Source organism: Mesotoga sp. UBA6090 (genome assembly GCF_002435945.1).
Lineage (GTDB): Bacteria > Thermotogota > Thermotogae > Petrotogales > Kosmotogaceae > Mesotoga.
Genome location: NZ_DIXC01000091.1, coordinates 1 through 12,538, shown reverse-complemented (window position 1 = coordinate 12,538; position 12,538 = coordinate 1). Strand labels below are relative to the sequence as shown.

Here is a 12,538-nt window from a genome sequence, read left to right as displayed (position 1 = left end):
GTGAAATCCCCCTGGGCTACTCACCTGAAAGGGTTTTTCCGAAAGAAAACCCGAAGACACAATGTCTCCGGGTTCAAATCGTAGAACGATCGTCATTTATTGTTGGTTCAGCATCTTCTCCATTACTTCCAGCGCTTCGTCAGATAGAAGGACCATTGCCAGTCTTTGAGCAGTGAAGTTGTTTTGCGCGGGTCTCTCAACCATTCCTGGTCTGCTGGCATTGAGCCTGTCGGCCATCTTCTCTTTCAAGACTCTCGTTCTTTCGTCAACATCGAGATTCTTGAGGCGTTCTTGGGCTTCGGGAGGAAGATTTCTGAACTGCTGTCTCAGTTGTTCCTCAATCTCCGGAAGTCTTTCTTCGATTCTCTCTCTCAAAGGCGCATTTTTCTTGTAGGCGTCAGCTCGATTTCCAAATGCCATTTCACTGAAGTACTCAGCAAGATTCTCGGCCTGTTCGACCGTTATAATTGATTTCAGGCCGTTCAGATAATTCTCGACTATCGACTGCATTCTTGCCCTGACTGAATCCATTTCTGGAAGAGTCGCTTCTTCACCGGAGATTGCCTTTTCCAGAGTCTCTTCAAAAGTATTCGTGACCCTTTCCTTTAGCGCTTCGAGTTCCTCGCGGGCGGATTTTGCGAGATCATACACTTGGCCCAGCTGTTCAGGAGAGAGGTCGGCTGCGTTTATTGCATTCGCAATCTGGATTTGTAGACGTAGTTGCAAAATCTCCCCATCCATGGCATTTCTTAAACCGGGTGCAGCTGTGCCCACTACTCCAAGAATCAGAATTAGGATCGAGAGAACTGCTATCTTCTTCATTCTTGTCACCTCCATTTGAGACTAAGACTATTATAAGAACCTGTAAGTGGAAGGAGTGTGAAATAGAATGTCGTTCTTATTCCTTATTCGAGATGAAGCTCCTCAAAGCTACTGAAACAATATCCAGTACGGGGATCGAGGTTGAATCCTTTTTCAGAGCTTTTTGTCAAGGTTATCTATAACTGATCATTTTGAGCTGTTTTAGCAGGGACTTGAAGAATCTTGTGATCTCTGTTACATAAAATATATAACGAGGGATAAACCTAGAGAAATTAACTCTAACGTAGTCTTTTCAATGCTTTACGAAGATTTTCATCGTTAGACTTTTCGGGAACTAAGGTTTACAAGTATTTGCTCCGAATGGAAGGACTCTTCGACAACCGATGCAAGAGCATCAGTCTTCTCCTGTTCTTCAGGGATATCGAAGGAACCAGTAGTATTACCGGGAACTTGAACCCGTTTGGTATAGGTATCGAGAACCTCCCTTTCGATAACCCGGTTTCCATCAAGGTCATAGACTTTTACTGAAGCGTTTTCAATGTACTCAACCGTGAAGACGGACCCTTTCATTTCGTTTGTCCGAAGTAGACCGACACAACCTGTGATCAAGATTGCATAACCGAAGAACCGAGAAAGAGCACTTCCTCATTTCCATCGCCTCCAAATACCCTGATTGGTAAATCGGCTTATGACTGAGTCACAGCGTATCTAGAGAGTTTGTCACATCAACAAAAGTTGATTTATCGAATTCCTATACAAGAGACAGAAACAAAATCAGTCATTTGTGTACACTGTGAAAGTCAAATCTTTGGTGGGCAGTAAGAAATATTCTTTTGCTGGGAATCACTCAAGACCCATAGACTCCAACCTAATTCGGGATTCGGTTCTTGAAGATAGCTAGTTGATTAGTAATAACAGCACTGCCTAACTAGGGAGGGTTGAATCAACCTCGATTGATACAATAGAACTATGAGCAACCTGCTGGTTTTCGGAAATGTGAGAGCCCAATTAGGAATCTGTTTAGTAACAACGTCTTAAATAACTCGACTCTGCTATCGGAAGTTCCGTAGAAATTCTCTGAGAGTCAGAGTTCTTGAGAAGGAGATGCTTCTATGGAGATAGGGATAGTAGGACTTGGTAAAATGGGAGGCAATATTGCCAGAAAACTCGTCGCTGGCGGGCATACTGTCACCGGATATAATCTCAATTCTGAGATTACAAAGGTTCTGGCTGAAGAGATAGGACTTCGCCCGGCCTTTTCTCTGGAAGAGCTTGTGAGGAAGTTGTCGCCGGTTCGTATTCTGTGGTTGATGATTCCTGCAGGCGTTCCAACTGAAACAACTATAAATGTTCTCAAAGACTTGCTCGATTCTGGAGATATAGTCATTGATGGAGGCAACAGTAATTACAAAGACTCAATTAGGCGATCGGAAAGACTTTCGGAAAGAGAAATTAACTTCGTAGATGTCGGCACAAGCGGGGGAATTTGGGGATTGACAGAAGGTTACAGCATGATGATTGGAGGTGAGAGAGAGATCATAGATAACCTCGCGCCAATATTCACAACACTTTCGCCTGAACAAGACAAAGGGTGGGGAAGAGTTGGCCAAGCGGGAGCCGGCCATTTCGCAAAGATGATCCATAACGGAATAGAGTACGGGTTGATGCAAGCCTATGCGGAAGGATTCGAGATCCTTAGAGCGAAGAAGGAATTTGATTTCGATCTGAAGGAAGTCACCGATATATGGCTTCACGGAAGTGTGATCAGGTCATGGCTTTTGGAGTTGATTAGCGATATACTAGCCGGTGATCAGAATCTCCGCAACATAGAGCCATGGGTTGCAGATTCAGGAGAAGGACGTTGGGCAGTTGTTGAGGCCATGGATCTCGACGTCCCCGCCCCGGTAATTACATTGTCTCTGCAGAAGCGGATTGAGAGCCGTGTCGAAGAGGATTATTCGGCGAAACTCCTTGCAGCCATAAGAAACAGGTTTGGTGGCCACGAAATAAAACACACAAGACCGGGGAGCAAAGATGGCGAAGATTGAGAATTCAATAATGATTGTATTCGGGGCTTCCGGTGATCTTACACAACGGAAACTTGTTCCAGCTGTTCACTCCCTCGGTTGTGAAGGTCTGCTCCCTGAAAAATTCAACGTAATCGGCGTTTCTAGGAGCAAGATATCGGATAAAGGCTTTCGCGATAGGTTATTTGCGGGGGTTCAGGATTACTCCAGATCTGATCCAAAGATTTGCAATCTCTGGAAGGGATTTGAAACTAAAATTGAGTACCTACAGGGCGACTATGATCAAGAAGAGACATACGGCGAACTGAAAAAAAGGATCGACGAATTGGAGAGGAACGAGCAGGTTAGATCAAATCTTCTTTTTTACCTCTCTATTCCTCCCGAAATGCATTCGATCATACTGAAACACCTGGGTAAATTGGGTCTCAGTAGATCTGAGGAAAGGGAAGTTCGCATAGTGATTGAGAAGCCTTTTGGAAGAGATCTTGAAAGCGCAAAAGAGCTTAATGGGCTTGTTCACGAGTCTTTTAGGGAAGACCAGATTTTCCGGATAGACCACTTTCTTGGGAAAGAGACCGTTCAGAATATACTTGCTTTCCGTTTTGCCAATTCGATATTTGAACCACTATGGAATCGTCAATACATTGATCATGTTCAGATAACTGCTGCAGAGGATATTGGAGTAGAACACAGGGCAGGATATTACGATACCGCTGGCGTATTGAGAGATATGTTTCAAAATCACATGCTTCAGCTTCTGACCTTAATGGCTTTGGAGCCGCCGGCAGTTTTCGAGGCGGATGCACTAAGGGATGAGAAGGTCAAAGTGCTGAGATCAATGAACAAGTGTTCAGATGTCGTTCTAGGTCAGTATGATGGCTATCTTGGAGAAGAAGGAGTTGCCAAGCATTCAAAAACGCCTACATATGCAGCACTGAGGACGTATGTGGATAACTGGAGATGGAAGGGAGTCCCATTCTATCTTCGATCTGGTAAGAAGATGAAGAGAAAGGTTTCGGAGATCTCCGTCCATTTCAAGAGTGTTCCTCATATGCTTTTTGGACAATCCATAAATGGCGAAGCTGTTAGTCCGAACATTCTATCTCTTTGTATTCAACCTGATGAAGGAATAAAGCTATTTTTCGAGGCAAAGATTCCTGGAGGTTCGATGAAGACCAGAACAGTCAAAATGGATTTCAGTTTTTCCGGCGGATTCGGTAATGACATCCTCCCTGATCCATACGAGAGACTCCTTGTAGATGTAATGCAGGGAGATGCATCATTGTTTGCCAGATCTGATGAAATCGAGTTAGCTTGGGGGATAATTGACCCTATAATAAGAAGACAAGAGAATGGAGAAGTCAAATTGTGTACTTACGAAACTGGTAGTTGGGGTCCCGAAGAAAGCAGTTTTATCGTCTCGAGGGAAGGTCGGGAGTGGTTTGTTTGCTGTTGTGGAGAGGATGAAGAACCACCAGAGAAAGATGACGGTGGCAAATAGAAAGCTAAGTATATTCGACAATTTCGAGCAGCTATCAAATGCGGCCGCCGAAGATTTAGCAAAACTAATTGAGAACAGAATAACCGTTCATGAGAGATTCTCACTAGCTCTTTCGGGGGGGTCTACGCCCGGAAGACTTTATGAAATTCTTGCCGAAGAACCTTACAAACAAAGTATTCCCTGGCGAAAAGTCGACCTTTTCTGGGTAGACGAGAGATGCGTTAATCCCGATGACGATGAAAGCAATTACAGACTCGTGAAGGAGCTTCTACTTAGAAAGATCGAGATTCCTGAGGAGAACATTCACAGAATCAAAGGTGAATTATCCCCTGAGATTGCCGCAGCTCAATACAAAAGAGAATTGATTAACTATTTTGGAGAACATTCCACAGATTTCGATCTTGTAATATTGGGATTTGGAAAAGACGGCCACACGGGTTCTCTCTTTCCCGGTTCGACTGAGATTCACGACCATGATTCCCTTGTACTTACCAGTGAAGTGAGTTACGATGGAAGGCCCTCCAAAAGGGTTACTCTTGGTCTGCGAGCTCTAAAACAGGCCAGACACATCTTCGTTCTGGCCTCCGGAAAGGCCAAGGCAGAGATCGCTAGGTTGGTTCTGGTCCAAAATGATTGTGAATTGCCAATAAGTCTTGTATCTCCTGAATATGGAGAACTCTTCTGGATGATCGACAAAGAAGCGGCTGGGCTTCTACCCAAAGACTTTCTTGATTAGCTTTGTTTTCAAATTGTTGAGCTTGCATTGATTGAGGCTCTTTTGAAATAGATACGGCCTTACGATACATCCATCCATCCAAATCCGAAAAAAGCAAAAGCAAGAGATTCTTCGATGATGGAAATCGAGTAAAGATTTCTTTTCAAAAATTCCATGAAATTCATCGGCCGTATAGATAATTCCTTGGAGTTTCCCGATCAAGAGCTATTGATTGGGGCTAAGCTCGCATTCTAAAGAGTGACCTTTCACAAGAATTTCAAGCATCATAACTGATAATTCCGTGCTTCTGCCTCTAGTTGGTTCAGGTCGAATCTCATTGACTTCTGATTATCGACTGGCAAGAAGTATAATTTCAATGAAAGAAATGTCGTTTCAATAGATGAAATATAGGGAGGCGTACTGATGGACGTTGTTGGCAAGTTTGGAAGGATACTTATACCAATGAGCACTGCATTTGCAGCTGACTATTCCATTGACTATCCAATGACAAGAAGAATCGCCAGCTACTTGATCAGTAAGAACTATTGCGATTCTCTGGTGATAGCCGGAACAAACGGCGAGTTCTACACAATGAGCTTTGAGGAGAAGGTAAGACTCTTTGCAGAAGTTAAAGAAGAAGTTGGCGACAGGGTACCGCTGATAGCTGGAACAGGTACGGCTAACACTCACGAGACGATAGAACTGACGAAGGAGGCTGCAAGACTAGGATACGACGCTTCCATGGTAGTTGTTCCTTATTACTGTCACCCGACTCAGGAAGGAATCTATTATCACTTCTCTCAGATATGCAAGAACACGGACCTTCCGATAATGGTCTATAATATCCCGCTCTTCACTGCTTCGAATATCGATCCTGCGACGCTGGCCAAGTTAACTGAGTTTGAGAATATCGTTGCCGTCAAGGATGAGGCCGGAATTAATCCGTTGCAGACCTCAGCCTTCTTGAAGGCAACAGAGGGAAAGATAGTTGTCTATTCCGGCGACGATCTGATGGTTCTCTCTGTCATGAGTCAAGGAGGAGTTGGTGTGATAAGCGGAGGCTCCCACGTTATCGGCGATATGATGAGGAATCTGATCGACGAGTTCCTTTCAGGCGACGCCACGAAAGCAACTGGCAGTTTCAAAGAGTTGTATTCGCTATTCAGCGCATTCTTTGGCAGGAACAGGCGTCTAACAAATCCATTGCCGGCGGTGAAAAAGGCCTTTGCTTTGCACTCCGGGCTTGACGTTGCACGTGTAAGACCGCCACTAATGGAAATCGAAGAAGACGAAGTGGCGGTATTGAAAGATACTCTCAGAAAGTTTGGAAAGATCTCCTGACTTTCAGGAACAAAAAACCGAAAGGGGGTTTGGCAATGAAAAAGGCATTTATCGTAGTTTTTCTTCTGCTCACAGTGTGCATTTGCTTTGCCGTTGAGGAGACCTACACAATTCGCTTTAATACGGTTGCTGCACCGACTCAACCGCAAGTCCTTGCAATGAACAAGTTTGCCGAAGTTGTCGAGAATCTTAGCGGAGGCAAGATAGTTGTGAAGGTCTTCCATTCAGGCCAGCTTGGAGATCAACAGACATCTTTGCTGGCAGTCATGAGAGGAGACCTCGAAATGGCCGGTGATGGAGCGCCATCGTGGTTCGCCGATCTTGGTAACATGCCGAAGATGGGAGTGTTGAACGCCGCTTACATCTTCAGGGATCTTGACCACATGTACTCTGTAATGAACAGTCCCATGGTAAAAGGATGGTTCGATGAGCTGGCATCGAATACTGGAATGAGGGTTCTGGATACATGGTATCTCGGTATGAGGCAGCTCAACACAACCGAAAAGGCGGGTCCAGTTTACAAGCCGGAAGATCTCAAAGGTATGAAGATCAGGATGCCCAACAACGAAGCATTCATGGACATGGGACGTGCTATCGGAAGCAATCCTACCCCATTGGGCTTTGGAGAAGTGTATCTCGCTCTCAAGTTAGGCACTATCGACGGTCAGGACAATCCTCTCCCAACAGATCTGTCGGCAATGTTTGTGGAGGTCACGAAGTACATTGTTCTTACTGACCATTCAATAGGGATGATTAATCCTGTAATCAACGAGAAGTTCTGGCAATCACTGCCCTTTGAGTATAAGACTTATATTATCAAAGCGCTGGAAGTTGCTCGCTACTACATGAACTATCTTGTTTTGGAGCAGGAGTCAAGTCTTCTAAAACAATTCGTCGACGACTACAACATGGAGATTGTAGTTCCCGACAAAGAAGCCTTCATGAACCATGCAAAAGAATTCTATTCGCAGGAGAAATTTGACAATGCCTGGGGTAAGGGGATGTACGAAACAATTCAGTCGTATCCCGTGGACTGATAAGATAAGCTGTATTTCCTGGACCAGGACCAGCCTGGTCCAGGCTATTTTTATGGGGGTCTATCATGAAGAAACTCTTGGCGTCACTTTTCAAAGTCGTTCAAACTGCGCTGAATTTGATCGAATCCTGGGGCGGAATAATATTTCTTGGACTGCTCTTCCTCAGCATCTTTTTCCAGGTGATTCTGAGGTATGTATTTAGTAGCCCTTCACCGGAATTGTTCGAGATAGCGCAATACAGCTTCATATGGACGATTTTCCTCGGAGCGCCTTATGCAAGAAAATTCGATGCACACATAAAATTTGACATTTTATTTCTCAAACTTCCCAGAAAGGCGCAGCTGCTTCTCCAGATAGCGTTCGATCTCTTTTTTTGTACTGTGCTTTTTGTAACGCTTGGACCTGTGCTCGGCGATGTTCTTTTCTATAAGATCATCAAGTCCGAAGTCTTAAGGATTCCCTGGACTTATCTCTTCATGTGTTTCCCCATTTTCATGGTCTTGACTTTCATTCACAACGTAATCTGGATAGTGAAGAGCTTCATAGAACTCTTCTCTGGAAGAATCGTTCCCAAGGAGGTTGAACCATGGGATTGATACTCTTTTTCATAGTATTCGGTGCTACCTTCGCCCTTGGATATCCCATTGCATTTGGAATGATAATGGGCGGTTTCGCCTACTTCATCACTTCCGGAATGGATCTTGGAATCTTTCTTGACATAATGGCAATAGAATTGAGAGCTCAGGATGTCTTGTTGGCAGTTCCAATGTTTATATTCGCTGCAAACGTAATGAATGATACTGAGATAACCGACAGACTTTTCGGTTTCTTGAAACAGCTTCTGGGTGGCATGCGTGGCGGTCTTGCATATGCAAATATTGGTGCGAGCATCATTTTCGCAGGCATGAGCGGTTCGGAAATAGCTGACGTTTCTGGTCTCGGGACAATAGAGATAAAGGCTATGATGGACGACGGGTATGATGGACCCTTTGCCTGTGCGGTTACGTGTGCTTCGGCAACTATTTCTCCTCTCATTCCTCCCAGTATCCCGATGGTAATCTATGCCATGCTGACAGGAACCTCTCTGGGATACTTGTTTCTTGCAGGGATTATTCCGGGGCTCTTTCTGGGTTTTCTTGAGGCTGGGATGGCCTACTATCTCTCGAAAAAGAGAAACTATCCAGTAGGAAAGAGATATCCGCTGAAAGTACTTGCGAAGAGTTTCATTAGATCCTTTCCCGCTCTAATGGCTCCGATTATTCTCCTGGCCGGGATCTACGGAGGAATATTCACTCCAACTGAATCTGCGGCCGTTCTCGCTGCATATTCTATACTCGTCAGTATCTTTATCTATCGTACGCTTGGAGTTAAGAAGCTGAGAAAGATAATGCTCAAAACTGTCTATAACGTAGGTGCTATAAGCTTCATGATTGCCGGTGCCTTCGTTGTGAAATATGTGCTTGCAAGAGAAGAGATACCTTTATTGCTGACGAACACTTTCATGGATTTGGGACTTCTTTCTAGTGCATGGATGCTGCTTCTAAGTGTGAACGTTCTCTTCTTCATACTTGGAATGTTCTTTGATGTATCCGTGATACAGCTGGTTGTAATACCGATAGTCTTTCCACTTGTGAGGGCTGTGGGGATAGACCCCGTTCACTTCGGAATTGTAACTACTTTCAACCTGATGCTTGCCCTTGACACTCCTCCTTACGGGCAAACGGGCTTCATAACGAGCGCAATAAGCAAGACTCCGGTCGGCAAGGTCTTCAAAGAGATGCTAAAATACTGGATACCAATCGAAGTCATGGGACTTGTACTAATTACTTACTGGGCAGATTTTGTTCTTTGGCTGCCGAGACTACTTGGTTATGCTCATTGAATTCAGAAGCGGGGTCTTTAGATGCAAAGTGTTGAGAGGATTGTCAGAATAATAGGTTCATTTAGTCTTACGGAACCCCGACTGGGTCTCGATGATCTGACGAAGAAAAGCGGGCTTCCCAAAGCTACCGTGTACCGAATTGCTGAAGCTCTTTGTGAAGAACATGTGCTCGAAAAAGATGGTGTGACTTCTACTTACAGAATAGGAATCAAGCTCTTCGAGTTAGGGAGTTTATATCTTTCTTCCATGAGGATCAAGGATATTGCTTTTGGCGAGATGGAGAAACTGCACCTCGAGACCGGGGAGACTATTCACATGGGAATCCTTGACGGGAATGAAGTCGTCTCTATTGAAGGATTTGAAAGTTCAAGGTCACTGCACACGAAGCTTTTCATAGGAAAACGAGCCCCTCTTTACTGCACTGCAGTTGGGAAGGCGATTCTGGCCTTTCTACCGGACCGTGATCGCGAAAAGTTGGTCGAATCGCTTGAGCTTGTGCCACATACTTCGAAGACGATCACTGACAGAGATTCTCTAAGAGATGAATTAGAAAGAATAAGATCAAGAGGAACGGCCTTCGACAGAGGCGAGAACGAAGATGGAGTTGTCTGTGTCGGAGCTCCAATATTCGGTTCATCTCGCGAAGTTGTTGCCTCTATTAGCATATCCGGTCCGGTCTTCAGGATGGGAGAAGAAGTTCTGACACGATATTCGAGAATGCTGAAAGAAGTTGTGGAAAGAATCTCTGCTACTCAGGGGTACAGATCACAAGAATCATAGCATTCTTCCAAAACGGTTCTTCTTGCTAGAAGGTTTATGGAAATTCATGTACAATTCCTTCAATTCAGTGTGGTAAGTGATTTCGGCTGAGTCGACTAAAAGCACCTTCCGAGAAGAAATTGAAATGTTTGAGCTGTCTACGAAGAGGAATAAGTGAATCCGAATTCTGCTGAGCGGCAAGACACTGAATCAGAGATCAAAATCGCACTATTATTTTCTTCTGCCAGAGATCAGTGGAGAAAATCGCAAGTCTTAAGAATACAGCTACTCTAAGTTTTCAGAAACAATGCAGTTTCATGGTTCTTGAATCCAACTCTATTATGTGATTTTCAAAAATCGGCCGGCTGAGCGGACTAATTGCTGGTCAGTGTCTCGGAATTTATCAAAGAACGTAGTCAATCTTCGCCGAGTAATCCAAAATTCTTCTGTATTTCGGATCCTCCAGTCTTCTCTCAATTTTCTGAGAACAAATCGCGGTGATGAGCATAATGAATTGACTATGATCATCAAGGTTTGGCAGAGTCTAGATTACTACTTTTTTCACAAGGTTCGAGGGATATAATTCAGTTAAGTGGATGTCAAGGCATGTGAGAAGAGTTCTCTTACTGGAGGGATGGAATTATGAGAACCGAAACGAGGATAAGATTCAACTTTAAAGCGTTAATTATATTTCTGGCAGTGACTATAGTGATTTTTCTTGCTACGGGATGTATCTTCAAAACTACTACTCTGACAATGCTTGAGGCAGATGGAGTGGGCACCGTCCAGCCTCTTCCAGGAACTTACAAGTATTTGATTAGTACGACTGCTGAACTGGAGGCCACTCCGGAAGAGGGTTGGATTTTCGACCGCTGGGAAGTGAATGAGGAGTACTACTCAAGCGAGCAAGCAACATCGATAGAAATAGATTCAGAAAAGACGGTCAAGGCTTTCTTCGTAAGAAAGCCAGTCATTTTGACTATGGAAGAGCCTATTGGTGAGGGAAATGTTGTTCCTGTGCCGGGAGAATATCAGTATGACTATGCGACCGTGGTAGGTCTTGTCGCTACTCCGACGGAAGGCTGGGAATTCGACAGGTGGCAGGTTGACGAGGCTTTCTATTCTAGTGAAGAGGCGACTGAATTATTGATGGACACAAACAAAATTGTAAAAGCCTTCTTCAACGAGGAGCCTGTGGCTTCGGTTACTTTGTCGATGCTCGAACCGATAGGGTAGGGAGTCGTTGCTCCGGCGGTCGGGGATCATAAGTATGATGCTGGAAAGTCTGTAATCCTTCAAGCGACACCGACAGAGGGGTGGCTATTTGAACAGTGGCTTGTTGAAGATGCAGTCTATTCCACTGAACGTGAAGCCGAACTCACGATGAACACTGATAGAAATGTAAGGGCCGTTTTTGTTCGTAAGACTCACGTACTTACGATGCTTGAACCTTCAGGTAGTGGAAATGTCAAACCTGCCGTCGGTGACAGTATTTATGAAGAGGGCTCCATGGTGACCCTTGTAGCTACACCGTCCGACGGCTGGGACTTTGATTTCTGGCAGATAGATGGGGCATTCTTCTCAAGCTCTGAGCAGATAACGATTACCATGGATGCCAGCAAGACGGCAAGGGCTCTCTTCATTGAAGAGCCGCCAACGATTTTCACCTTGTCAATGGCTGAGCCAACCGGTCAGGGTTCCGTTAGTCCCGCAGTCGGAAATCACAACTACATAGAGGGGACCACCGTCCCGCTTTCGGCTACTCCCGCAGATGGATGGGGTTTTGAAGCGTGGTACTTAGATGGTTCTCATTACTCAGACAGCCAGAACGTTTCGGTTGTTATGGACCGTGATAAATCAGTTTCGGCCACCTTTGTTCAAGAAGTGGAGAAAGTTACTCTTGAAATCTATAAGTCCGGAAGGGGAACCGTTAGTCCCGATGTCGGAACTTATGTCTATGATAAGGGTGCGGAGGTCAATTTGAGCGCAACGCCTGATCCCGGGTATCATTTTGAAGATTGGCTAGTTGATGGCATTACCTATGAGGTTGCCGACATAACGATAACTCTTGAATGGGACACAATTGCAATCGCCACTTTCAGGTGTAATTGCGGAGGGTTGGATCAGGAGTGAAATTGAGATCCTGTGAGTAGAAGATCATAGTGGAGGATAACTTTCAAGGATTTCAAGGAATTCTTTCACAACGTGCCTGTCAAACTGAAATCCTGAGTTCTCAAGAAGGTATTCAATCGTTTTTTCTTTCCTCCAGGCCTTTCGGTAGGGTCGATCCGAAGTCAGTGCATCGTATACTTCTACAACTGCGAATATCCTCGCTGCGAGCGGGATCTCCTCTCCTTTAACTCAACTTTGACAGCAAAAGGGAATGAATCGCAGGAAGAAGTTATGAAAGTCTCATAAATTCGTGGTAGATATTTGAATCGTCTTTGAAATGCG

General features: G+C 44.7%; 12 protein-coding genes and 2 pseudogenes. 11 read left to right on the top strand and 3 right to left on the bottom strand.

From position 1 onward, the window contains the following. Window positions 1–96 precede the first annotated feature (96 nt). Together B3K42_RS13705 and B3K42_RS13700 are read right to left on the bottom strand one after the other, a co-directional pair. Window positions 97–822 (bottom strand): DUF5790 family protein, encoded by a 726-nt coding sequence (locus B3K42_RS13705; protein WP_110990954.1) that lies wholly within the window; start codon window positions 820–822, stop codon window positions 97–99. Between the two features lie 318 nt (window positions 823–1,140). After that, window positions 1,141–1,392, bottom strand: coding sequence for a hypothetical protein (locus B3K42_RS13700; RefSeq protein ID WP_146227066.1), 252 nt, complete (start codon window positions 1,390–1,392; stop codon window positions 1,141–1,143). Window positions 1,393–1,934: 542 nt separating this feature from the next. On the opposite strand from B3K42_RS13700, the gene gnd reads away from it, so the two are divergent. From gnd to B3K42_RS13645, 11 genes and pseudogenes are all read left to right on the top strand, one after another. Further along, a complete protein-coding gene (gene gnd / locus B3K42_RS13695; protein WP_110990956.1) occupies window positions 1,935–2,870 on the top strand; it encodes a phosphogluconate dehydrogenase (NAD(+)-dependent, decarboxylating) in 936 nt (311 codons plus the stop codon). After that, window positions 2,857–4,350, top strand: a complete 1,494-nt coding sequence (gene zwf / locus B3K42_RS13690) for a glucose-6-phosphate dehydrogenase (protein WP_181419115.1) — start codon at window positions 2,857–2,859, stop codon at window positions 4,348–4,350. The genes gnd and zwf overlap by 14 nt, the downstream gene beginning before the upstream one ends. Beyond that, window positions 4,313–5,086: a 6-phosphogluconolactonase gene (gene pgl, locus B3K42_RS13685; protein ID WP_220026643.1), complete on the top strand. Its 774-nt coding sequence runs from the start codon at window positions 4,313–4,315 to the stop codon at window positions 5,084–5,086. The genes zwf and pgl overlap by 38 nt, the downstream gene beginning before the upstream one ends. Window positions 5,087–5,488: 402 nt before the next feature. Further along, window positions 5,489–6,406 carry a 4-hydroxy-tetrahydrodipicolinate synthase gene (dapA, locus tag B3K42_RS13680; protein WP_110990958.1) on the top strand — a complete coding sequence of 306 codons (918 nt, stop codon included), beginning with the start codon at window positions 5,489–5,491 and terminating at the stop codon, window positions 6,404–6,406. A gap of 35 nt (window positions 6,407–6,441) precedes the next feature. After that, complete coding sequence (locus B3K42_RS13675) at window positions 6,442–7,443, top strand: DctP family TRAP transporter solute-binding subunit (protein WP_110990959.1); 1,002 nt, start codon at window positions 6,442–6,444, stop codon at window positions 7,441–7,443. Window positions 7,444–7,508: 65 nt separating this feature from the next. Further along, window positions 7,509–8,039, top strand: a complete 531-nt coding sequence (locus B3K42_RS13670) for a TRAP transporter small permease (RefSeq protein ID WP_110990960.1) — start codon at window positions 7,509–7,511, stop codon at window positions 8,037–8,039. Beyond that, window positions 8,030–9,325, top strand: coding sequence for a TRAP transporter large permease (locus B3K42_RS13665; protein ID WP_110990961.1), 1,296 nt, complete (start codon window positions 8,030–8,032; stop codon window positions 9,323–9,325). The genes B3K42_RS13670 and B3K42_RS13665 overlap by 10 nt, the downstream gene beginning before the upstream one ends. Before the next feature lie 21 nt (window positions 9,326–9,346). Continuing rightward, window positions 9,347–10,105, top strand: coding sequence for an IclR family transcriptional regulator (locus B3K42_RS13660; RefSeq protein WP_110990962.1), 759 nt, complete (start codon window positions 9,347–9,349; stop codon window positions 10,103–10,105). 621 nt (window positions 10,106–10,726) lie between these two features. Further along, on the top strand, window positions 10,727–11,320 hold the full coding sequence (locus B3K42_RS13655; RefSeq protein ID WP_258367400.1) for an InlB B-repeat-containing protein: 594 nt from the start codon (window positions 10,727–10,729) through the stop codon (window positions 11,318–11,320). Between the two features lie 33 nt (window positions 11,321–11,353). Next, window positions 11,354–11,497 (top strand): annotated as a pseudogene (locus B3K42_RS13650) (InlB B-repeat-containing protein); the annotation flags it as partial. A gap of 27 nt (window positions 11,498–11,524) precedes the next feature. After that, window positions 11,525–12,217, top strand: coding sequence for an InlB B-repeat-containing protein (locus B3K42_RS13645; RefSeq protein WP_292599283.1), 693 nt, complete (start codon window positions 11,525–11,527; stop codon window positions 12,215–12,217). Between the two features lie 24 nt (window positions 12,218–12,241). Here B3K42_RS13645 and B3K42_RS13805 read toward each other — a convergent pair. Further along, window positions 12,242–12,445, bottom strand: a pseudogene (locus B3K42_RS13805) (HD-GYP domain-containing protein); the annotation flags it as partial. Between the last annotated feature and the right edge of the window lie 93 nt (window positions 12,446–12,538).